Here is a 22,586-nt window from a genome sequence, read left to right as displayed (position 1 = left end):
TGGGACAATCGCGCCCATGTTTGTATTGTTCGAAGAAGCCGGAAAGTACCTCGGCGGCCGCGTCTTGTCGGAGGCCGAAGCATCGGCACAGGTCGAACTCGAGACGGGCAAGCGCGTCAAGGTCAAGGGCGCGCACATCGTGCTGCGTTTCGAGAAACCGTCGCCCCCCGAACTGATCGCCCAGGCCAAGACACTCGTCGCCGGCATGGACCTCGACCTCGCCTGGGAATTCGCGCCAGAGGGCGAGTTCGGCTTCGCCGAGCTGGCCAGCGAGTATTTCCAGTCGAATCCCACTTTGGTGCAGCAGGCCGCCGCGCTGCTGGCGCTGTTCGAGGCGCCGCACTACTTCCGCCGCGCCGGCAAGGGCCGCTTCAAGAAGGCGCCGGCGGAAATCCTGCAGCAGGCGCTCGCCGCCATCGAGAAGAAGAAGCTCGTGCAGGCGCAGATCGACGCCTGGGCCGCCGAACTGGTGGCGGGCGTATGCCCGCCACCAGTGCGCGAGCAGCTCTACAAGATCCTCTTCAAGCCCGACAAGAACGCGCCCGAATACCGCGCGGTGGTCGACGCCGCCCGTGCCAGCCAGCGCCCACCGCTGGAACTGCTGGAGCGCGCAGGTGCCATCGATTCGCCCTACCAGTTCCACTGGCGCCGTTTCCTGTTCGAGAACTTCCCCAAGGGCACCGGCTTCCCGGCGCTTGCCGCGCCCGCCATTGCCGACGAACTGCCGGTGGCCGCGGTCGAGGCCTTCTCGATCGACGATTCGCAGACCACCGAGATCGACGACGCACTGTCGGTGCAGGGCCTGGGGACCGGCACCGTCACGGTGGGCGTGCACATCGCCGCGCCCGGCCTGGCCCTGGTGCCGGGCAGCGCCATCGACCAGGTGGCGCGCACGCGCATGTCAACGGTCTACATGCCGGGCTACAAGATCACGATGCTGCCCGACGAGGTAGTGGCGGCGTACACGCTGCAGGAAGGCCGTGACTGCCCTGCCGTGTCCCTGTACGCACGCTTCGATGAAGCCACGCTGGAACTGCAGGGCACCGAAACGAAGATCGAGCGCGTGCCGATCGTCGCCAACCTGCGCCACGACCAGCTCGACACCGCCATCACGCAGCCCTGGCTGGAAGATGCCGGCGTCGACAACGCCGAGACACCCGACATCGCGCTGCGCCTGCGCGCGCCCCTGTCCTTCCTGTTCCGCCTGGCCAAGGCGCTCAAGGCCCAGCGCGAGGTGGTGCGCGGCAAGCCCGAGAACTTCAACCGGCCGGACTACAACTTCCGATTGCTCCGCGACGCCGGGCCGCGCCAAGGCGCGGGCGCCCCCTCGGGGGACAGCGACGCACACGCAGTGGCGAGCGTGGGGGCTCACAAGCACGGCAATGAAGGGGAGCCGGTCGGCCACGAGCAGGTGCAGATCACCACGCGACAGCGGGGTGCACCACTCGACCTGATCGTCTCCGAGGCCATGATCCTGGCCAACAGCAGCTGGGGCGCCTGGCTGGCCGAGTTCGGCGTGCCGGGCCTCTACCGCAGCCAGGCCAGCATGGCACCTGGCGTCAAGGTGCGCATGGGCACGCGCTCGCTGCCGCACGCCGGCCTGGGCGTCAAGAGCTACGCGTGGAGCACTTCACCACTGCGCCGCTACACCGACCTGGTCAACCAGTGGCAGATCATCGCCGCGGCCCGCCACGGCAAGACCGCCGCGCTGGCCGCCCCCTTCAAGCCGAAGGACGCCGACCTGTTCTCGATCCTCTCGGGTTTCGATGCGGCCTACGCGACCTACAACGCTTATCAGGGCGGAATGGAACGCTTCTGGACGCTCAAGTACCTGCAGCAGCAGGGCATCACCGAACTCGAAGCGACCGTCGTCAAGGACCTGCCCAACGGTGCACTGGTGCGCGCCGACACGCTGCCGCTGGTGTTCCCGGTGGCTGGCCAGCAGCCGCGCGGCGCGCGCCTGCGCGTGAAGCTCGGCGAGATCGACGAAATCGTGCTTGACGTGACCGGCACGGTGCTCGAACGCCTGGACGCCCAGCCCGACGCCGCCGCGCTCGAGGACGATGGCGGCGACGACGAAGAAGTGGCCGGGCCGATTGCCATCGCGGTCGACATGGCCGAGAACGAGACACCGGCGGACAACACGCCAGCCTGAAGGAACCGCGCGATGGACCTCTATGCCGTCATGGGCAACCCGGTGGCGCACAGCCGCTCGCCGTGGATCCACCACCGTTTCGCCGAACTGACCGGCCAGACCCTGGACTACGGCCGACGCCTGGTCCCGCTGGGTGGATTCGCCGCAGCGATCGCCGCGTTCCGCGCGGACGCCGCCGGCACGGCGCGCGGCTGCAACGTCACAGTGCCGTTCAAGTTCGACGCTGCCGCCATCGCGCAGCATGTGAGCCCGCGTGCGGCGCTGGCCGAGGCAGTCAACGTGCTGAGCTTCCGCGAGGACGGCATCCATGCCGACAACAGCGATGGCATCGGCCTGGTCAACGACATCGTGCACCACGCGGGCGTGACGCTCACCGGCAGCAGCCTGCTGCTGATCGGCGCGGGCGGCGCGGCCGCCGGTGTGCTCGGCCCGCTCCTGGAAACCGGCCCGCGGCGCCTGGTGGTGGCCAACCGCACGCTCGCCAAGGCCATCGGCGTGGTGCAGCGGCATGCGGCGCTCGCGCTGCAGCACGGCGTGCAGATCGAGGCACGCGCACTCGACGACATCGACGGCGCCTTCGACGTGGTCGTCAACGCCACCGCCTCCAGCCTGGCGGGCGACGCGGTGCCGGTGGCCGCCAGCGTGCTGCGCCCGGGCGCGCTGGCCATCGACCTGATGTATGGCCCCGCCACCGATGGCTTCATGGACTGGGCGCGCGCCCATGGCGCCGTGGCCCGCGACGGCCTGGGCATGCTGGTCGAACAGGCGGCCGTGGCCTTCGAGCTGTGGCGTGGTGTGCGCCCACCGGCTGCGCAGGTGCTGGCCGAGCTGCGCGCCTTGGTCGACGGGCGCTGACCCGTGCGCGGCTTCTTTCGCTGGGTGCTCTGCCTCCTGGTGGCGGGCCTGGCCCTTCAGCTCTTTTTCGTCGCGCGCATCGCGGCGATGGCCGTGATCGACCCGCAGTCCACCGCGTTCCAGCGCTCCGAGGCTTGGCAGATCGCGGTGCATGGCCGAACCAACACCGGCAATGCAGCGTCTGGCTGGAAGCAGGAATGGGTGCCCTACGACCGCATTGCCGACACGCTCAAGCGCGCGGTGATCGCCAGCGAGGACGCTGAATTCGTCTACCACCAGGGCGTGGAATGGGAAGCCATCGAGCGCGCGCGCCAGCGCAATGCCAAGGCCGAGGAAATCGCCGCACGCCGTGCGGCACAGGCCCGCGCCCGTGGCAAGGAACCGGCGCCCGCGAAGATTCGCGGCGGCTCGACCATCACGCAGCAGCTCGCCAAGAACCTGCTGCTGACGGGCGAACGCACGCTGCTGCGCAAGGGGCAGGAACTGGTGCTGGCCACGCTGCTCGAGCTGCTGCTGAGCAAGGAACGCATCCTCGAGATCTACCTGAACAACGTCGAATGGGGCGAGGGCGTGTTCGGCGCGGAGGCCGCGGCGCAGCATTATTTCGGCAAGCCCGCAGCGCGCCTCTCGGCCAATGAGGCGGCTCGGCTCGCCGTGATGCTGCCGAGCCCCAAGTTCTTCGAGCGCCGCGCGGGTTCGCCCTACCTGAGCGCTCGCGCAGGCACCATCACGGCGCGGATGCCGGCCGTCGACCTGCCGTGACCGGTCGGGCGGGGTCGTCGCACCGGCCTGCCTGACCCGTATCATCCCTGCATGTTTGCTGCAAAGTTGTTGGGATGGGTGTTGCTCGGCGTGGTGCGTCTGTTGACCGGTGCGCAGGCGCGCTGGTGGGGCTGTCCGCCCAAGGCCGAGCAGCGCATCTACTTTGCCAACCACCAGAGCCATCTGGACCTGGTGATGATCTGGGCAGCGCTGCCCGAGGAACTTCGCAGCATCACGCGACCGATCGCTGCGCGCGACTACTGGGCCAACACGCCGCTCAAGCACTGGATCACGCGCGAGGTGTTCAACGCGATCTACGTGGAACGCGGCGGCTCTCCGGCGCCCGCAGCCGAGGGCGCACCACCGCCCGATCCGATGGCACCACTGCAGCCGCTGATCGAAGCCTTGCGCAGCGGCGACTCGATCATCATCTTTCCCGAAGGCACGCGCGGCCACACGGGCGAGCCGCAGAAGTTCAAGTCGGGCCTTTTCACGCTGGCCGAGATGTTTCCCGACGTGGTGCTGGTACCGGCATGGATCGACAACGTGCAGCGCGTCATGCCCAAGGGCGAGGTCGTGCCGGTGCCGATCCTGTGCTCGGTGACCTTCGGCGCGCCGATCCGTCGTGAAGCCGGCGAAGAACGCCGCCCTTTCCTCGACCGCGCGCGCGATGCCGTGGTGGCCCTGCGGTACGTCTGATGAATGCATTCCTGCGCAACCTCACGCCGACCCAGCAGGTCGCAGCGCTGTTCGTCATCGTCTTCGGCGTGCTGGCGCTGGTGAGCATTGCCACGCTGCTGGTGGGCTTTCGCGTGCGGCGCCACCCGGTGGTCGACCAGACCTGGCAGCGCGACCTGCGCGACTTCCGCAACCTGCTGCGCACCACCTGGTTCATGGCGGTCGTGTTCTGGATCGGCTGGGCGCTGGGTGCGGGCTTCGCCACCTTCCTGTTCGCGCTGATCGCCTTCCTTGCGCTGCGTGAGTTCATCACGCTCTCGCCCACGCGCCGTGGCGACCATCGCAGCCTGATCCTGGCCTTCTTCGTGGTGCTGCCGATCCAGTTCATCCTGGTGGCCACGGCGCGCTTCGACCTGTTCACGGTGTTCATTCCCGTCTACGTGTTCATCGCAATCCCGGTGGTGAGCGCACTGGCGAACGACCCGAACCAGTTCCTCGAGCGCAATGCCAAGCTGCAATGGGGCATCACCGTGTGCGTGTACGGCCTGAGCCACGTGCCGGCGCTGCTGCTGCTCGAATTCCCGGGCTACGAAGGCAAGAGCGCGTTCCTGGTGTTTTTCCTCGTCTTCGTGGTGCAGACCTGCATGGTGGTGCAACACCTCATCGGCCGACGCTTCGCGTTCGTGCCCCCCGACGACGTGGGTCCACAACCCGAGCGCGCACCGTCATCGCCGTTGCATGCCCGCCTTCAAGGCTGGCTTGCGCGCCCGCCGTTCGCGCCCAAGGTCAGCCGCAGCTTCAACTGGGTGAGCTGGGGCGTGGGCATGGCCATCGCGAGTGTCGTGGGCGCGCTGATGTCCTTCATCACGCCCTTCAAGTTCGGCCAGGCGCTCGCCATGGCGCTGATCGCCTGCGTGGCCGGATCGATGGGGCACCTGGTGATGAAGGCGCTCAAGCGCGATCGCGGTATCCCCAACTGGGGCCAGAAGGGCGTGGGCGTGACCGGCGCCAACGGCCTGCTCGACCGGGTCGACGCGCTGTGCTTTGCGGCGCCCATCTTCTTTCATTCCGTACGCTGGTACTTCGGGGTCTGACGATGCGCATCCTCGGCATCGACCCCGGCCTGCAGACCACCGGATTCGGCGTGATCGACGCCGACGGCCACACGCTGCGCTACGTGGCCAGCGGCACCATCAGCACCAAGAAGACCGAGCGCGGCAACCTGCCGGCACGGCTGAAGGTGCTGTTCGACGGCATCGGCGAAATCGCGCAGCGCTACCAGCCCGATGCGTCTGCGGTGGAGATCGTGTTCGTCAACGTCAACCCGCAGGCCACGCTGCTGCTGGGCCAGGCGCGCGGCGCCTGCCTGACGGCGCTGGTGGCCAACCAGCTTTCGGTGGCCGAGTACACGGCGCTGCAGATGAAACGCGCCGTGGCCGGACACGGCCAGGCGGCCAAGGCGCAGGTGCAGGAGATGGTCAAGCGCCTGCTCGACCTGCCCGGCCTGCCCGGCAGCGATGCGGCCGACGCGCTGGGCATTGCGATCACGCATGCGCACGTAGGGAGTTCGATGGCAAGACTCAGTGAAGCCGCGGGGCTGGCGCGCAGCACCAGCGGGATGTATCGGCAGGGACGGACGCGCTGAGCGGCTGCAACGCGTTTTGTACCGGCGCTCCAGGCGATCTGGCATGCTAGAGGCTTCGTTCCTGCCCGATGCCCATGCCCGTCACTGACGCCCTCGCAGACACCTTTGCCGACGACAACCCGCGGCCGCCCGCCGTGCGCTTGGCTGACGCCGTCTACAGGGAACTGCGCGACGACATCTTCGCCTTCCGCCGGCTGCCGGGCGACCGTTTTGCGGAGAACGACGTGGCCGAGCGGCTGAAGGTGTCGCGCACGCCAGTGCGCGAGGCGCTGATGCGGCTGCAGAGCGAAGGACTGGTGCGCGGCTACTTCCGCAACGGCTGGGAGGTGGTGCCCATCGACCTGTCGCGCTTTGCCGCACTCTACGAGTTGCGGGAGATGATCGAGTTGCATGCGGTGCGACGGCTCTGCACACAACGACGGGCCGGCACGATGCAGGACGCGGTGCTCACCGCGCTGGGCGCGCCCTGGCGGGTCGCGCCGGCTGAACGTCTGACCGACGGCCTGGCTGTCGCTGCGCTGGATGAATGCTTTCACCTGGCGCTGGTCGGAGCAGCAGGCAATCCGGAAACCGACGGCGTGTACCGGCAGGTTACCGAGCGCATCCGCATCATGCGGCGCCTCGACTTCGCCTATGGCGATTGCATCGATGAGACCTATGAAGAACATGGGGCCATCCTCGACGCGATCACCGCAGGAGACGCTGAGCACGCCGCTGCGCTCACGGCACGACACATCGAAGACAGTCACACGGTAGTCCAGCAGATCACCATCGAACGGCTGGAGCAGGTGCGCACCGAAACGGCACACCATCCTGCCCCCATGCCGCACCCCACGCGCCGCAAACGTTTCGGCTGACGCACTAGGCCGGTGCAAGGCAGCGCCGGTCACGCCATATTTCCCTGATACAGGCCGCTCGCCACGATGCGGCACAGAACATGCTTACGTCTGCCTGAAATTTATGAATACATAAATTGACGAGATCGGCAGCAACTTGCCGGTTGCCCGCTTTCCTTGTTCTGGTCGAACCGATGCAACTCCCCTCCACCCGCGGCAGCCGTGGCATGGCCGTCACCCCTCACGCCCTGGCGTCACAGAGCGCCCTCGGCGTTTTGCGCGAAGGCGGCAACGCCGTCGAAGCGATGGTCGCTGCGGCGGCCACGATTGCCGTGGTCTACCCCCACATGAACAGCATCGGCGGCGACGGCTTCTGGCTGATCGCACGCCCTGGCGAAGCGCCGCGCGGGCTCGAAGGCTGCGGTGCGGCGGCGGCCCGCGCCACCATCGCGCACTACAAGGATGCCGGCCATGCCGCCATTCCTTTTCGGGGCGGCATGGCCGCCTGCACGGTCGCCGGCACCGTGTCGGGCTGGGACGCGGCCCTGCAGTATTCCCGCGATGCGCTTGACGGCCGCCTGCCGCTGTCGCGGCTGCTCGACGATGCCGTCGTCTACGCCCGGGATGGCGCCCCCGTCACGCCCAGCCAGGCGCGCTGCGTGGCGGCCAAGCGCACCGAGCTCGAAGGTGTGCCAGGCTATGCCGAGAGCTTCCTGCAGCCTGGCCAGACACAGGCCGGCGAGCGCATGGTGCAGCCGCGCCTGGCTGACACGCTGATGCACCTCGCCCGCCGCGGTCTCGACGACTTCTATCGCGGCGAGCTGGCCGAAAGCTTCGCCTCCGACCTGGCCCACGTGGGCAGCCCCGTCGGACTCGGCGACCTGCACGCCCATCGCGCGGTCTGGAAGACACCGCTCGAACTCACACACACGCTGGGCACGGTGTGGAACATGCCACCGCCCACCCAGGGGCTGGTCGCGTTGCTGATCCTGGGCCAGCTCGACCGCCTGCTGAAGGCGGGCATGGACCCGCTGGGTGCCGACTATGTGCACGCCTGCGTGGAGGCGACCAAACAGGCCTTCCTGGTCCGCGACCGCGTGATCACCGACCCGGCCTACATGGACATCGATCCTCAGTTGCTGCTCGAAGGCAGTTCACTGGACACGCTGACCGCCGCCATCGACGCCGAGCGCGCGATGCCCTGGGGCGCGGGCCACGGGCCGGCTGACACGGTCTGGATGGGCGTCATCGACCGCACTGGTCTGGCCGTGAGCTTCATCCAGAGCATTTACCACGAGTTCGGCAGCGGCGTGGTGCTCGCGCGCAGCGGCGTCAACTGGCAGAACCGCGGCTGCAGCTTCTCGCTCGACCCGTCTGCGCGCAACCCGCTGACGCCCGGCCGCAAGCCCTTTCATACGCTGATCCCCGCCATGGCGCGATTGGCCGACGGCCGCACCATGGTCTACGGCAACATGGGCGGCGACGGGCAGCCGCAGTCGCAGGGCGCCGTGTTCTCGCGCATCGCGGTGCTTGGCATGGACCCGCAGGCCGCCATCACGGCACCGCGCTGGCTGCTGGGTCGCACCTGGGGCCAGACCAGCGACACGCTCAAGCTCGAATCCCGCTTTCCGGATGCCACTGTCCAAGCCCTGCGCGCGCGCGGTCACCAAGTCGACCTGCTGGCGCCCTTCGACGAAACCATGGGCCATGCAGGTGCGGTGATTCACCACCCGAGCGGCCTGTTCGAAGGCGGGTTCGATCCGCGCAGCGACGGCTGCGTCGCCGCCTGGTAGCACCCACTGCGGACTCGACCCGTTCTCCCATCTTTCACTCTTTCGCCACTTCCATGACCACCCTCTCCCACAACCCTGCCCCGGTCGGCACGACCGGCCTGCTGCACAACCGCTGGTTCCAACTGCTCACCGGCCTGGTCTGCATGATGGCGATCTCGAGTCCACAGTACGTCTGGACACTGTTCACCAAGCCGCTGGCTTCCAAGCTGGGCGTGCCGCTCTCGGAACTGCAGATCACGTTCTCGCTGCTGATCGTGCTGCAGACCTTCTTTGCGCCCTTTCAGGGTGGGCTGATTGAACGCTTCGGCGCGCGCCGGCTTATTTCCTTGGGCACGCTGATGTCGGGCCTGAGCTGGGTCCTGGCGTCGCAGGCGTCGAGCATCGGCATGCTCTACCTGACCTACGGCCTGATCGGCGGCCTGGGCACCGGCATCGTCTACATCGGCGTGGTCGGGCAAATGGTGCGCTGGTTTCCAGACCGCCGCGGCTTCGCGGTCGGCATGGTCGCGGCGGGCTATGGCATGGGCGCAATCCTGACGACCTTTCCAATCGCTTCGGCACTGGCCGGCCAGGGGCTGGAAAGCACGCTCTGGCAGTTCGGCCTGCTTTTCGCGCTGATCGGCTTGATCGCGTCACAGGCTTTGCGCTCGCCCGACCCACGCCTGGTTCGTGCGGTGCCCCAGTATGCGCAGCAGACGACCCGCCACGATCTCGCGCCGCGCCAGATGCTTCGCCAGCCGCTGTTCTGGCTGATGTTCTGCATGATGACCATGATGTCGACCTCGGGCCTGATGGTCACGTCGCAGATGGCCAGCTTCTCGCGCGACTTTGGCGTCGCCAACGTACTGGTCTTCGGGCTTGCGGCGCTGCCGCTGGCGCTCACCATCGACCGCCTGACCAACGGCCTGACCCGGCCCTTCTTCGGCTGGATTTCAGACCGCTATGGTCGAGAGAACACCATGTTCTTCGCCTTCGCACTGGAGGGCGTGGCCATGGCGCTGTGGCTGCTGACGCGCGAGAACGCGGTGCTGTTCGTGCTGCTGTCGGGCGTGGTGTTCTTCGGTTGGGGCGAGATTTTCTCGCTGTTTCCCTCGACGCTGACCGATACCTTCGGCACGCGTCACGCCACCGCGAACTATGGCTGGCTCTATATCTCGCAAGGCATCGGTTCGATCCTCGGCGGGCCGATGGCAGCGCTCATGCACGAGAAGACCGGCAGCTGGCATCCGGTCTTCGCCTCCGCCATCACGCTCGACGTCATTGCCGCCGTGCTCGCGCTGCTGGTGCTCAAGCCCTGGCGCCGACGCTACCTGGCACGCAGCACAGCGAAGGCGAAATGATGACGGATTGACCCTGAGAATAAAGTGGAGCGCGCCGGGCGATCAACCCACCCGCTCCGCAATCAGCACCGCAAAGAACCCGAAGGCCGCCAGCAGCGTCCACTTGAGCACGATCCAGCCGAAGCGGCGGTACTTGACCTGGCCCGTGCCCGCGTAGAACGCGAAGGACACGCCGGCGACCAGCAGCAACAGGAGAATGGCCCAGCGAAAAAGCAGCATCGGTCAGTCGAAAGTGGGGATATGCGGCGCGCTCACCACGCGCGAGCCACTTCGGCAAAGCCCGCGGGTGCGCGCTTCTCGTCGTCGAAGGTCACGATCTCGTAGGCGTCGCCATGCGCCATGAGTTCGCGCAGCAGCTTGTTGTTGAGCGCATGGCCCGATCGGAAGGCGCTGTAGGCAGCCAGCAGCGGCCGGCCGACCACGTAGAGGTCGCCCATCGCGTCGAGGATCTTGTGTTTGACGAACTCGTCGTCATAACGCAAGCCACCCGCATTGAGCACCTTGGTGTCGTCCATGACGATCGCGTTGTCGAGCCCGCCGCCCAGCGCCAGGCCCTTGCTGCGCATGTACTCGACTTCCTTGGTGAAGCCGAAGGTGCGCGCGCGTGCAATGTCGCGGCTGTAGGAACCGTGCCCCAGGTCGAACTCGAAGCGTTGGCCGGTGGAGTTGACCACGCGATGATCGAAGTCGATCTCGAAGCTCAATTTGTAGCCGTGGTAAGGCTCCAGGCGCGCCCACTTGGCGTTCGCACCCTCGCCTTCGCGCACCTCGACTGGCTTCAATATCTTGATGAAGCGCCGCGGCGCCTTCTGCAGCTCGATGCCCGCGCTTTGCAGCAGGAACACGAACGACGACGCCGAACCGTCCAGGATCGGCACCTCGTCGGCCGTGATGTCGATCACCAGGTTGTCGATGCCCAGGCCCGCGCAGGCCGACATGATGTGCTCGACCGTCTGCACCTTCGCGCCGCCGTTGGAGACGGTCGACGCCAGGCGCGTGTCGGTCACGGCTTCGGCCGTCATGGGAATGTCCACAGGCTCCGGCAGGTCGACCCGGCGAAAGACGATGCCCGTGTCTGGCGCGGCCGGCCGCAAGGTGAGTTCCACCCGCTGGCCGCTGTGCAGCCCGACGCCGACGGCGCGGGTGATGGACTTGAGGGTTCTTTGTTTGAGCACCCGCCGATTCTAGAAGCGCAAAGGCCGCAGCGTGCTGCGGCCTTTGCTATCTCCGCGATAGCGGAAGATCAATCGGCCTGGCGACGCAGGAAGGCCGGAATCTCGAAGTCGTCCATGCCGCCGGACGACAGCGCGTCGACCTTGGCAGCGGCCATCGTGCGGTTGGTGCGCCACACGCTGGGCACGGCCATGCCTTCGTAGTTCGGCTGGCCGTGGTTCGCGCCGTGACCGGCGTGACCCATGCCGCCCAGGGTCGGAACCGTGAACGGAATGTTGTCGGTGCCGGTGCGGATGACTTCAAGCACGGGCGCCTGGCGGCGTGCGTCAGGACGCGACAGACCGGTGGCGACCACGGTCACGCGCATTTCGTCGCCCAGGGCTTCGTCGTAGGCAGCGCCGTAGATCACATGCGCATCGGGCGATGCATAGGCGCGGATGGTGTTCATCGCCAGCTTCGACTCCGACAGCTTCAGCGAGCCCTTCGAGGCCGTCACCAGCACCAGCACGCCCTTGGCGCCCGACAGGTCGATGCCTTCGAGCAGCGGGCAGGCCACGGCCTGTTCGGCAGCGATGCGCGCGCGGTCCGGACCGCTGGCCGCAGCCGTGCCCATCATGGCCTTGCCCGGCTCGCCCATCACGGTGCGCACGTCTTCGAAGTCGACGTTCACGCCGCCGTATTCGTTGATGATTTCCGAGATGCCACCGACCGCGTTCTTGAGCACGTCGTTGGCATGCGCGAAGGCCTCGGCCTGCGTCACGTCTTCGCCCAGCACTTCGAGCAGCTTCTCGTTGAGGATCACGATCAGCGAGTCGACGTTGGCTTCGAGCTCGGCCAGGCCGCTGTCGGCGTTGGTCATGCGCTTGCCGCCTTCCCAGTCGAAGGGCTTGGTCACCACGCCTACCGTGAGGATGCCCATTTCCTTGGCGATGCGCGCGATCACAGGCGCGGCGCCGGTGCCAGTGCCGCCGCCCATGCCGGCAGTGATGAAGAGCATGTGCGCGCCGTCGATGGCCGCGCGGATTTCATCGACGGCCAGTTCGGCCGCTTCACGGCCCTTGTCGGGCTTGCCGCCCGCACCCAGGCCGTTGCTGCCCAGCTGGATCAGCTTGGGTGCATTGCTGCGCGACAGCGCCTGCGCGTCGGTGTTGGCGCATGAGAACTGAACGCCCTGCACGCCACGCTCGATCATGTGCGCCACGGCATTGCCGCCGCCGCCGCCCACGCCGATCACCTTGATCTGCGTGCCTTGGTTGAACTCTTCCACTTCGATCATTTCGATGGCCATTTCTGACTCCTTGAATTTGCAGTTGCCGTTTGTTTGAGACTGGATTTTTCTGAGATACCGGTGACGGTCAGGATGGCGGCCCGGTGCGTCGCCATCGCTCATTGAAATGCCGTGTTGGACTTCCGCGGGCCAGCCAGAGCGGGTAGTGCGCCATGGTCAGAAATTCCCCACGATGAAGTCCTTGAAGCGCCCGAAGGCGGTCTTCACCGAACCGTTTTTCTGCGCCACTTTGTAGCCGCGCATGCGCGCGAAGCGGGCTTCTTCGAGCAGGCCCATCACCGTGGCGGCGCGCGGTTGCGCCACCATGTCCGACAGCGCGCTCGAATATTTGGGAATGCCGCGGCGAACGGGCTTGAGGAAGATGTCCTCGCCCAGCTCGACCATGCCTGGCATCACGGCGCTGCCACCGGTCAGCACCACGCCGGAGGACAGCACCTCTTCGTAGCCCGACTCGCGCACCACCTGCTGCACCAGCGAAAAGATTTCCTCGACTCGCGGCTCGATCACGCCAGCGAGCGCCTGCTTGCTCAGCATGCGCGGGCCGCGGTCGCCCAGGCCCGGCACCTCGACCTGCTGGTCGGGGTCGGCCAGCAACTGCTTGGCATAGCCGCTCTCGACCTTGATGTCTTCCGCGTCCTTGGTCGGCGTGCGCAGCGCCATGGCGATGTCGCTGGTGATCAGGTCGCCGGCGATCGGAATCACGGCCGTGTGGCGGATGGCGCCGTTGGTGAAGATCGCCACGTCGGTCGTGCCCGCGCCGATGTCTACCAGCACCACGCCCAGTTCGCGCTCGTCCTCGGTGAGCACCGCCTGGCTGGAGGCCAGCGGGTTGAGCATGAGCTGGTCAACCTCCAGGCCGCAACGGCGCACGCACTTGATGATGTTCTCGGCCGCGCTCTGCGCGCCGGTCACGATGTGCACCTTGGCTTCCAGGCGCATGCCGCTCATGCCGATCGGCTCCTTGACGTCCTGCCCGTCGATCACGAATTCCTGCGGCTCGACCAGCAGCAGGCGCTGGTCGCTGGAGATGTTGATCGCGCGTGCGGTCTCGACCACACGGGCCACATCGGCCGGCGTGACTTCCTTGTCCTTGACCGCCACCATGCCGCTCGAATTGATGCCGCGGATGTGGCTGCCGGTGATGCCGGTGTAGACACGGCCGATCTTGCAATCGGCCATCAGCTCGGCCTCTTTGAGCGCCTGCTGGATGCTCTGGACCGTGGCGTCGATGTTGACCACCACGCCCCGCTTGAGCCCGTTGCTCGGCGCCACGCCGAGACCCGCGAGCTTGAGCTCGCCGTTGGCCAGCACCTCGGCGACGACGACCATCACCTTGGCGGTGCCGATGTCGAGTCCGACGACCAGGTCTTTGTATTCTTTGGGCATGGAATGTCCTCGGTGTTTCGCTTATTTCTTCTTGGGGTCGGCAACGACCGTGGTGACGCCACGCATGCGCAGCGCATAACCTTCGTTGTGGCGCAGGTCCGCGCCTTCCACGGCCGCCACGGTACGGCCGTACTGGGCCGCCACCTGCTTGACGGTGCGCAGGAAATTCTGGGTGCGAGCCAGCACCTCTTCGCTCTGGCCGCGGCCGAGTTCGAGGATGGCACCCGTGTCCAGCAGCACATGCCAGCTGCCACGGCTCGACAGGCCCAATTCCTCGATCGCCAGCTGGTAGGGCTCGAACTGCGGCGCCAGCAACCGGTACATGCCCAGCACCTGGCCGGCCTGGTCGTCCGGGCCGTCCAGACGTGGCAGGTCGTCGTCGACCTCGGCCACGTTCGCCTCGAACACCTCGCCGAAGCCATTGACCATGCGCGAGGTGGCCTCGTCGCCCCAGTGTGCGACCGGCACCTGCTCGGTGAGCGTGGCGCGCAGTCGGTTCGGGAACTCGCGCCGCACCACGGCCTTGCGCACCCACGGCACCGACTCGAAGGCCGCGCGGGCGCGCGCCAGGTCGATGGTGAAGAAGTTGCCTTTGAGTTGCGGTGCGACATTCGCGCGCAACGTGACCGCGTTGTTGTGCGTGACCTCGCCGTCGACCTTGATGCCCGCGATCGGGAAAAACGGCTGCCGCAACACCCACCAGGCGCCCGACGTCACCAGCACGAGCGCGAACAACGCGAACACGAGGCTCGCGGTGGCGTTCATGAGCTTAACGTCGAACGGGACGGGTGCTGCGGTGGCCATCAGTCGACGCCCCTCGAATCGAGCGAGGCCGACGCCAGCACACGCAGGCACAGGTCCTCGTAGGCGATGCCCGCCGCGCGCGCCGACATCGGCACCAGCGAATGGCTGGTCATGCCGGGCGACGTGTTCATCTCCAGCAGGAAGGCCTTGCGGTCGCTCGCGCGGATCATCAGGTCGGCCCGGCCCCAGCCGCGGCAACCGAGCTGCTGGTACGCAGCGACCACGATGCGCTGGATCTCGCGCTCCTCATCGGCCGCCAGACCACTCGGGCAGTGGTACTTGACGTCGTCGGTGAAGTACTTGTTCTGGTAGTCGTAGGCGCCTTCGGGCGCGGCGATGCGCACCACCGGCAGTGCGTGCGCACCCCGGCCGTTCCCCAGCACCGCGCAGGTGACTTCCTCGCCCTCGATGAACTCCTCGCAGAGCACGTCGGGATCGTATTTCGCCGAGAGCGTCACGGCGTCCTGCATGTCGGAATAGCCGTTGACCTTGGTCACGCCGATCGACGAACCCTCGCGCGGCGGCTTGACGATCAGCGGCAGGCCGAGCACGTCAGGTACGACGCGGATCTGTTCCAGGTTCTGCTGGTCCGCGGCCAGGCGCACGTACTTGGGCGTCGGCAGGCCGTCGGCCTGCCAGATGCGCTTGGTCATGACCTTGTCCATCGCCACGCTCGAGGCCATCACGCCGGAGCCTGTGTAGGGAATGCCCAGCAGTTCGAGCGCGCCCTGCACCGTGCCGTCTTCGCCGTGGCGCCCATGCAGTGCGATGAAGCAGCGCGCGAAGCCTTCGCGCTGGAGTTCGACCAGGTCGCGTTCGGCCGGGTCGAAGGCATGGGCATCGACGCCACGCGCACGCAGCGCCGCGAGCACACCGGTGCCCGACATCAGCGACACCTCGCGCTCCGCCGAGGTGCCACCGAACAGCACCGCCACCTTGCCAAAGGATTCAGGATCCAGGTTCACAGCACACGCCCCTCGCGCGTCAAGCGCTCTGCCTTGGCCGGCACCGCGCCGCCCAGTTCGACCACCTTGGCCGGCACCGCACCGATGGAGCCGGCCCCCATGCAGATCACCACGTCGCCGTCGCGCGCGTTGTCCCAAATGACCTGTGCCATGTCGGCGATCTCGCCAACGAACACCGGCTCGACCTTGCCCGCCACGCGCAGCGCGCGCGCAAGCGAACGGCCATCGGCCGCCACGATCGGCGCCTCGCCTGCAGCGTAGACATCGGCCAGCAGCACCGCGTCGGCTCGGCCGAGCACCTGCACGAAATCCTCGAAGCAGTCGCGCGTGCGGGTGTAGCGATGGGGCTGGAAGGCCAACACCAGCCGGCGTCCCGGAAACGCGCCCCGGGCCGCCGCAATGGTCACGCCCACTTCGACGGGGTGGTGGCCGTAGTCTTCGATCAGCGCGAAGCTGCCTGACGTGCGTCCCGCCTGCAGCGGCACGTTGCCGTAGCTCTGGAAGCGGCGGCCGACGCCCTTGAATTCGGCCAGGCCGCGCTGCACCGCTTCGTCGGGCACATTGAGCTCCACGGCCACCGCGATCACCGACAGCGCGTTGAGCACGTTGTGTTCGCCGGCAAGGTTCAGCACGATGTCCATGTCGGGCAGCGTGATGCCGTTGCGGCGCTGGGCGGTGAAGTGCATCTGCGAGCCGACGGCGCGCACGTTGACCGCACGCACCTGGGCGTCGGCACCGAAGCCGTAGCTGGTCACCGGACAGGTCACCTGCGGAATGATTTCGCGCACCGCGGCGTCGTCGGTGCAGAGGATCGCGACGCCGTAGAAAGGCATGCGATGCAGGAAGTCGACGAAGGCCTTCTTCAGATTGTTGAAGTCGTGCCCGTAAGTCTCCATGTGGTCGGCGTCGATGTTCGTGACCACCGCCATCACCGGCAGCAGGTTCAGGAAGGACGCGTCCGATTCGTCGGCTTCGACCACGATGTAGTCGCCGCTGCCCAGCTGCGCATTGGCGCCGGCGCTGTTGAGCTTGCCGCCGATCACGAAGGTCGGGTCCAGGCCAGCGGCGGCCAGCACGCTCGCCACCAGACTGGTGGTGGTCGTCTTGCCATGCGTGCCGGCGATCGCAATGCCCTGCTTGAGGCGCATGAGTTCGGCGAGCATCAGCGCGCGCGGCACGACCGGAATGCGCCTGTCGCGCGCGGCCATCACTTCCGGGTTGTCCGCCTGCACGGCGGTCGAGGTCACGACCGCATCGGCACCCTCGATATTCGCCGCGTCGTGGCCGACGAAAGTGCCGATGCCCAGGCTGGCCAGGCGGCGCAGCGTGGCGCTGTCGCTCAGGTCGGAGCCGGTGATGCGGTAACCCAGGTTCAGCAGCACTTCGGCAATGCCGCTCATGCCGGCACCGCCGATGCCCACGAAATGGATCTGGCGAATGGCGTGCTTCATGCGCGACCTTTGCGGGCCTTGTCGGCCAACTGTTCGCAGGCGCGAACGACATGTGCGACCGCGTCGGTCTTTTGCATCGCGTGGGCCTTCACGGCCTTGTCCAGCAAGGTGGAGCGTTGTGTTTTCTGTAGCAAGTCAGCAAGCAATTCAGGAGTGAGTTCGGTCTGCTGCACGAGCCAGCCGCCGCCCGCATCGACCAGGAAACGGGCATTGGTGGTCTGGTGGTCATCGACCGCGGAAGGAAAGGGCACGAACAGCGCCGCGGCGCCGACCGCCGCGATCTCGGTGACGGTGCTCGCACCGGCACGCGCGATGATCAGGTCGGCATCGGCATAGGCGCTGGCCGTGTCTTCGATGAAAGGGGTCAGCGTGCCCTCGACATAGGCCGCCGCATAGTTGGCACGCAACTGGTCGATCTGCTTGGTGCCGGCCTGGTGGACGACCTGGGGACGCTCTTCGGGGGCGATGCGGGCGAGCGCCTGCGGCACGATGCGGTTGAGCGCCTGCGCGCCCAGGCTGCCGCCGACCACCAGCAGCTTGAGCGCACCGCTTCGACCGGCAAAACGGGTCATCGGATCGGGCTGCGAAGTGAAGGCCGTGCGCAGCGGATTGCCGACCCATTCGGCACCCTGGAGCACGTCCGGGAAGGCCGTGAACACGCGGCGGGCGACACGGGCCAGCACCTTGTTGACGAGTCCTGCAACCGAATTCTGCTCGTGCAGCACCAGCGGCCGACCGAGCAGCACGCCCATCAGGCCGCCTGGAAATGCGATGTAGCCGCCCAGGCCGATCACCACGTCGGGCTTCACGCGGCGCAGCACACCCACGCTCTGAGCGAAGGCGCGCAGCAGACGCAGCGGCAACAGGGCGACGGTCATCGCGCCCTTGCCGCGCAGGCCGCCGAACTGCACCGGCTCGAATGCGAAGCCACGCGGCGGCACCAGCTTCTCTTCCATGCTGCCGGGCGCGCCCAGCCAGTGCACACGCCAGCCGCGCTCGCGCAACGCCTCCGCCACGGCCAGCCCCGGGAAAATGTGGCCGCCCGTGCCGCCGGCCATGACCAGTGCCGTCCGACTCATATCCGCCCCCCGCGCATCAGCACACGGTTCTCGTAGTCGACGCGCAACACGATGGCCAGCGCGATCAGGTTCAGCAGGATCGCCGAGCCGCCGAAGCTCATCAGCGGCAGGCCCAGGCCCTTGGTCGGCAGCGCCCCCAGGTTCACACCCATGTTGATGAACGACTGGAAGCCGATCCAGATGCCTACGCCCTGTGCGACCAGCCCGGAGAACACGCGGTCCAGCGCGATCGCCTGGCGGCCGATGTGCATGATGCGGCGCGTGAGCCACAGGAACAGGCAGATCGCCAGCAGCACGCCGATCAGGCCGAACTCCTCGCCCAGCACGGCCAGCAGGAAGTCGGTGTGCGCCTCGGGTAGCCAGTGCAGCTTTTCGACACTGCCGCCCAGGCCGACGCCGAAGATCTCACCACGGCCGATGGCGATGAGCGAATGCGACAGCTGGTAGCCCTTGCCGAGCGCGTGTGCCTCGCTGAACGGATCGAGGTACGCAAACAGGCGCTCCCGCCGCCATTCGCTGGTCATCACCATCACGCCGAAGGCCACCACCATGAGCGTGGCGATCACGAAGAACATGCGGGCGTTCACGCCGCCCAGGAACAGGATGCCCATCGCGATGACCGCGATCACCATGAAGGCCCCCATGTCGGGCTCGGCCAGCAACAGCATGCCGACCACCACCACCGCCACGCCCATCGGCAGCACCGCGCGGAAGAAGCGTTCCTTGATCTCCATCTTGCGCACCATGTAGCTGGACGCATAGAGCACCATCGCGAGCTTGGCGAGTTCCGACGGCTGGAAGTTCATCACCCCCAGCGGCAGCCATCGGCGCGCGCCGTTGACGACCCGGCCGACATGCGGAATCAGCACGGCGATCAGCAGCAGCAGCGACACCACGAAGACCCAGGGCGCGACGCGCTCCCAGGTCTGCATGGGCACCTGGAAGGTCAGCAGCGCTGCCAGAAAGGCGATGCCCAGGAACAGCACGTGGCGCACGAGAAAGAAGGCCGGACCGTAGCCGGCGCGTGCAAAGCGCGGGTTGTCGGGCAACGCGATCGATGCCGAATAGACCATGATCGCGCCCCAGGCCAGCAGCGCCATCGTCACCCACAGCAGTGCCTGGTCGAAACCGAGTACACGGATCGGTGCCGCCTTGGTCTGCGTCATGCCGGCACCGCCCAGGCGCACCGGCAGGTGCATGGGCAAGGCTTCGATTCCGCTCTGGGCCGCGCGGTTGAACCAGCCGCGAAAACGCCCGCGCGGCTCGTTGGGGGTGGCTGCGGTGGTGGTGTTCATGCGTCGTCGCCCTCCAGCGATGCGGCGGCGGTGTCGTCGGCCAGCGTCTGCACCGCAGCGCAGAAGACCTCGGCACGGTGCGTGTAGCCCGTGAACATGTCGAAGCTCGCGCAGGCCGGCGACAGCAGCACCGCATCGCCCGGATGGGCACGGCGTGCGGCCAGCGTCACGGCCTCCTCCATCGAGGCGGCATGCACCGCGGCGATGCCGGTGGGCGCGAGCGCCGCCTCGATCAGCGGCGCATCGCGCCCGATCAGCACGACGGCGCGCGCGTACTGCCGCACCGGCGCGGCCAGCGGCGTGAAGTCCTGGCCCTTCCCGTCGCCGCCCAGGATCGGGACGACACGGCGTTCGGCGCCCAGGCCGGCGATCGCCGCCACGGTCGCACCCACGTTGGTGCCCTTGCTGTCGTCGAAGAACTCGACGCCTTCGATGATCGCCACCGGTTCGACGCGGTGCGGCTCGCCCTGGTATTCGCGCAGGCCATAGAGCATCGGCCCCAGCGCGCAACCGGCGGCCGAGGCGAGCGCCAGCGCAGCCAGCGCATTGAGCGCGTTGTGCTGGCCCCGGATGCGCAGCGCGTCGGCCGGCATCAGGCGCTGCAGGTGGATTTCTTCCTCCTGCGCCGCAGCACCGCGCTTGCGCTTGATGGTTTCGTCGGCCTCCAGGGCACGCACCAGCCAGCCCATGCCGTTGACGCGTTCGATGCCGAAGTCAGACGGGCGGCGTGGCGGCTCGGCGCCGAAGGTGATGTGCGCACGCACCTGCGGGCGCTGCAACCGCACGCGCACCGGCGGCGGCAGCATCGCCATGACGGCCGGGTCGTCGCGGTTGAGGATCATCAGGCTGTTGGCGCCGAAGATGCGCGCCTTGGCCGACGTGTAGGCCGCCATGTCGCCGTGCCAGTCGAGGTGGTCCTGTGTCACGTTCAACACGGTGGCGGCGGTCGGCTCGAAGCCCTCGACGCCGTCGAGCTGGAAGCTGGAGAGTTCGAGCACCCACACCTGGGGCAGCGTGTCGGCGTCCATGTGGGCGGCCAGCGTGTCGAGCAGCGTCGGGCCGATGTTGCCGGCCACGGCCACGGTCTTGCCGGCGCGCTCAACGAGTTGCCCGGTGAGCGAAGTGACCGTGGTCTTGCCGTTGGTACCGGTGATGGCAAGCACCACGGGTTGGTAGCCCTGGGGCGTCGGCACCTCGGGCAGCGCCTCGACCGGCAGCGGCGCTTCGTCTTCGACCGGCGCAACCGGCGCAGCGGCGAGCTCTGTCATGCGTGCGACGAATTCGGCCGCATCGCGTGCCGCGGTATGGACCTGTGCCGTGGCAGGGGCCGGTACCGCGGGGACGGGAGGCACCACGGACGGTTCAGCCTCCGGACCCGAAGGCGCATCGGCCTCGACGACTTCGGCGGCTTGAGCGACATCGGGTTGCGTCTGCGCCGCCATCTCGATTTCCACCTGGGCCGGCGGCGCCTGCAGCGGGTCATCGACCGGCGCCTCCGCGACTGGTGCACTCACTACCGGGGCATCGACGGCCGGCGCTTGCACCACGCGCAGGTCGCGCAACGCCTGCGCGAACAGGTCGAGCTCGCCACCGACCGGCAGGCCGATCGCACGCGCCGCATCGACCACCGGTGCGATCGTGGCGGGCGTGAGGCCGGGCGACCGGTAGACCGCGCGGATGGGCGTGCCTTCCACCAGCGCCGCGCTGAGCGCGCCGCCCACGAACACGGCAGCAGGCACCTCCGCGCGCAACGTGGCCAACAGAGCCGGCGCTTCGCGCGTGTCGGCCACCGTGACCTGTGCACCGTGGCGCGCGCACCAACGCGCCATCGCCAGGCCGGATGCACCGAGGCCCAGGACGAGGACGGGAAGGTCTTGCAGATGTTTCATGACCGGGCGGCTAGCGCAGCTTCAACGTCGACAGGCCGACCAGGCACAGCAACATCGTGATGATCCAGAAGCGCACGACGACCTGCGTCTCGCGCCATCCGCTCTTCTCGAAGTGATGGTGCAGCGGTGCCATCTTCAGCACGCGACGGCCTTCGCCATAGCGCTTCTTGGTGTACTTGAAGTACATGACCTGCGCCATCACCGAGATGGCCTCGACCACGAAGATGCCGCCCATCACGAAGAACACGATTTCCTGGCGCACGATGACCGCAATGGTGCCCAGCGCGCCACCAAGCGCCAGTGCGCCGACGTCGCCCATGAAGACCTGGGCCGGATGCGTGTTGAACCAGAGGAAGGCCAGGCCCGCACCCGCCATGGCCGAACAGAACACCAGCAGCTCGCCCGAGCCCGGGATGTGTGGAAACAGCAGGTACTTCGAGTAGACCGAGCTGCCTGTGACATAGGCGAACACGCCCAGCGCCGAGCCCACCATCACCACCGGCATGATCGCCAGGCCGTCGAGGCCGTCGGTGAGGTTCACCGCATTGCTCGACCCCACGATCACCAAATAGGTCAGGATGACGAATCCAACGCCGCCCAGCGGATAGCTGATTTCCTTGAAGAAAGGCACCAGCAGGTTGATCTTGGGCGGGAAGTCCAGTGCGAAGCCTGAACGCACCCAGGCGTAGAACAGTTCCAGCACGCGCCAGTTGGAGCTCTCCGAAATGCTGAACAGCAGGTAGAAGCCGGCCACCAGGCCAACCACCGACTGCCAGAAGTATTTTTCGCGCGAGCGCATGCCTTCCGGGTCCTTGCGCACGACCTTGCGCCAGTCATCGACCCAGCCGATCGCGCCAAAGCCCAGCGTCACCCACAGCACGATCCACACGAAGCGGTTGCTCAGGTCGAACCACATCAGCGTGGCGAAGCCGATCGCGAACAGCACGAGCACGCCGCCCATGGTGGGCGTGCCGCTCTTGCTCAGGTGCGTTTCCATGCCGTAGCCACGCACCGGCTGACCGATCTTGAGCGCCGCCAGGCGCCGGATCACATAAGGCCCCGCCGCCAGGCCGACCAGCAGCGCGGTCAGCGCGGCCATCATGGCGCGAAAGGTCAGGTACTGGAAGATTCGCAGGAAGCCGAATTCGGGCGACACGGTCTGCAGCCACTGAGCCAGGCTCATCAGCATGTT

At 67.3% G+C, this 22,586-nt stretch carries 20 protein-coding genes; 9 read left to right on the top strand and 11 right to left on the bottom strand.

All coding sequences use genetic code 11. The features are described from left to right. Window positions 1–16: 16 nt before the first annotated feature. The 9 genes from J2W36_RS19795 to oxlT all read left to right on the top strand — a co-directional run bounded on the left by J2W36_RS19795 (window position 17) and on the right by oxlT (window position 10,064). Window positions 17–2,155 (top strand): ribonuclease catalytic domain-containing protein, encoded by a 2,139-nt coding sequence (locus J2W36_RS19795; protein ID WP_307691478.1) that lies wholly within the window; start codon window positions 17–19, stop codon window positions 2,153–2,155. A 12-nt stretch (window positions 2,156–2,167) separates the two neighbouring features. Beyond that, window positions 2,168–3,010, top strand: coding sequence for a shikimate dehydrogenase (aroE, locus tag J2W36_RS19790; protein WP_307691477.1), 843 nt, complete (start codon window positions 2,168–2,170; stop codon window positions 3,008–3,010). Between the two features lie 3 nt (window positions 3,011–3,013). Beyond that, on the top strand, window positions 3,014–3,772 hold the full coding sequence (gene mtgA / locus J2W36_RS19785; RefSeq protein ID WP_307691476.1) for a monofunctional biosynthetic peptidoglycan transglycosylase: 759 nt from the start codon (window positions 3,014–3,016) through the stop codon (window positions 3,770–3,772). A gap of 51 nt (window positions 3,773–3,823) precedes the next feature. Next, window positions 3,824–4,471: a lysophospholipid acyltransferase family protein gene (locus J2W36_RS19780; protein WP_307691475.1), complete on the top strand. Its 648-nt coding sequence runs from the start codon at window positions 3,824–3,826 to the stop codon at window positions 4,469–4,471. After that, a complete protein-coding gene (locus J2W36_RS19775; RefSeq protein ID WP_307691474.1) occupies window positions 4,471–5,544 on the top strand; it encodes a phosphatidate cytidylyltransferase in 1,074 nt (357 codons plus the stop codon). Before J2W36_RS19780 ends, J2W36_RS19775 begins: the two co-directional genes overlap by 1 nt. A 2-nt stretch (window positions 5,545–5,546) precedes the next feature. Then, window positions 5,547–6,095: a crossover junction endodeoxyribonuclease RuvC gene (gene ruvC, locus J2W36_RS19770; RefSeq protein ID WP_307691473.1), complete on the top strand. Its 549-nt coding sequence runs from the start codon at window positions 5,547–5,549 to the stop codon at window positions 6,093–6,095. Window positions 6,096–6,169: 74 nt separating this feature from the next. Then, window positions 6,170–6,952: a GntR family transcriptional regulator gene (locus tag J2W36_RS19765; protein ID WP_307691472.1), complete on the top strand. Its 783-nt coding sequence runs from the start codon at window positions 6,170–6,172 to the stop codon at window positions 6,950–6,952. Between the two features lie 173 nt (window positions 6,953–7,125). Then, window positions 7,126–8,724, top strand: coding sequence for a gamma-glutamyltransferase family protein (locus J2W36_RS19760; protein WP_307691471.1), 1,599 nt, complete (start codon window positions 7,126–7,128; stop codon window positions 8,722–8,724). Window positions 8,725–8,777: 53 nt separating this feature from the next. Continuing rightward, on the top strand, window positions 8,778–10,064 hold the full coding sequence (oxlT, locus tag J2W36_RS19755; protein ID WP_307691470.1) for an oxalate/formate MFS antiporter: 1,287 nt from the start codon (window positions 8,778–8,780) through the stop codon (window positions 10,062–10,064). Window positions 10,065–10,106: 42 nt separating this feature from the next. Here oxlT and J2W36_RS19750 read toward each other — a convergent pair whose 3' ends face one another. The 11 genes from J2W36_RS19750 to mraY all read right to left on the bottom strand — a co-directional run bounded on the left by J2W36_RS19750 (window position 10,107) and on the right by mraY (window position 22,583). Continuing rightward, the gene (locus J2W36_RS19750; RefSeq protein ID WP_307691469.1) at window positions 10,107–10,283 is read right to left on the bottom strand and encodes a hypothetical protein; all 177 of its coding nucleotides are present in this window, start codon (window positions 10,281–10,283) and stop codon (window positions 10,107–10,109) included. A gap of 32 nt (window positions 10,284–10,315) precedes the next feature. Continuing rightward, a complete protein-coding gene (gene lpxC, locus J2W36_RS19745; RefSeq protein WP_307691468.1) occupies window positions 10,316–11,239 on the bottom strand; it encodes a UDP-3-O-acyl-N-acetylglucosamine deacetylase in 924 nt (307 codons plus the stop codon). A 68-nt stretch (window positions 11,240–11,307) separates the two neighbouring features. Continuing rightward, window positions 11,308–12,525, bottom strand: a complete 1,218-nt coding sequence (gene ftsZ, locus J2W36_RS19740) for a cell division protein FtsZ (RefSeq protein ID WP_307691467.1) — start codon at window positions 12,523–12,525, stop codon at window positions 11,308–11,310. Window positions 12,526–12,681: 156 nt separating this feature from the next. After that, window positions 12,682–13,911: a cell division protein FtsA gene (ftsA, locus tag J2W36_RS19735; RefSeq protein WP_307691466.1), complete on the bottom strand. Its 1,230-nt coding sequence runs from the start codon at window positions 13,909–13,911 to the stop codon at window positions 12,682–12,684. 21 nt (window positions 13,912–13,932) lie between these two features. Next, the gene (locus tag J2W36_RS19730) at window positions 13,933–14,715 is read right to left on the bottom strand and encodes a cell division protein FtsQ/DivIB (RefSeq protein WP_307691465.1); all 783 of its coding nucleotides are present in this window, start codon (window positions 14,713–14,715) and stop codon (window positions 13,933–13,935) included. Continuing rightward, entirely contained in the window at window positions 14,715–15,674 is a 960-nt protein-coding gene (locus J2W36_RS19725) for a D-alanine--D-alanine ligase (protein WP_370869358.1), read from the bottom strand. Before J2W36_RS19725 ends, J2W36_RS19730 begins: the two co-directional genes overlap by 1 nt. A 2-nt stretch (window positions 15,675–15,676) precedes the next feature. Beyond that, entirely contained in the window at window positions 15,677–17,131 is a 1,455-nt protein-coding gene (gene murC, locus J2W36_RS19720; RefSeq protein WP_307691463.1) for a UDP-N-acetylmuramate--L-alanine ligase, read from the bottom strand. Further along, window positions 17,128–18,210 (bottom strand): undecaprenyldiphospho-muramoylpentapeptide beta-N-acetylglucosaminyltransferase, encoded by a 1,083-nt coding sequence (gene murG / locus J2W36_RS19715; RefSeq protein WP_307691462.1) that lies wholly within the window; start codon window positions 18,208–18,210, stop codon window positions 17,128–17,130. Before murG ends, murC begins: the two co-directional genes overlap by 4 nt. Further along, window positions 18,207–19,505, bottom strand: coding sequence for a putative lipid II flippase FtsW (ftsW, locus tag J2W36_RS19710; RefSeq protein WP_307691461.1), 1,299 nt, complete (start codon window positions 19,503–19,505; stop codon window positions 18,207–18,209). Before ftsW ends, murG begins: the two co-directional genes overlap by 4 nt. After that, entirely contained in the window at window positions 19,502–21,394 is a 1,893-nt protein-coding gene (gene murD, locus J2W36_RS19705) for a UDP-N-acetylmuramoyl-L-alanine--D-glutamate ligase (protein WP_307691460.1), read from the bottom strand. The genes ftsW and murD overlap by 4 nt, the downstream gene beginning before the upstream one ends. Before the next feature lie 10 nt (window positions 21,395–21,404). Continuing rightward, complete coding sequence (mraY, locus tag J2W36_RS19700) at window positions 21,405–22,583, bottom strand: phospho-N-acetylmuramoyl-pentapeptide-transferase (protein ID WP_307691459.1); 1,179 nt, start codon at window positions 22,581–22,583, stop codon at window positions 21,405–21,407. Window positions 22,584–22,586: the final 3 nt, after the last annotated feature.

The organism is Variovorax ginsengisoli, from assembly GCF_030811835.1.
GTDB classification, from domain to species: Bacteria; Pseudomonadota; Gammaproteobacteria; order Burkholderiales; family Burkholderiaceae_C; genus Variovorax; species Variovorax ginsengisoli_C.
Note: the sequence above shows the minus strand (reverse complement) of the source record. Positions and strands in the feature narration are given on the sequence as shown.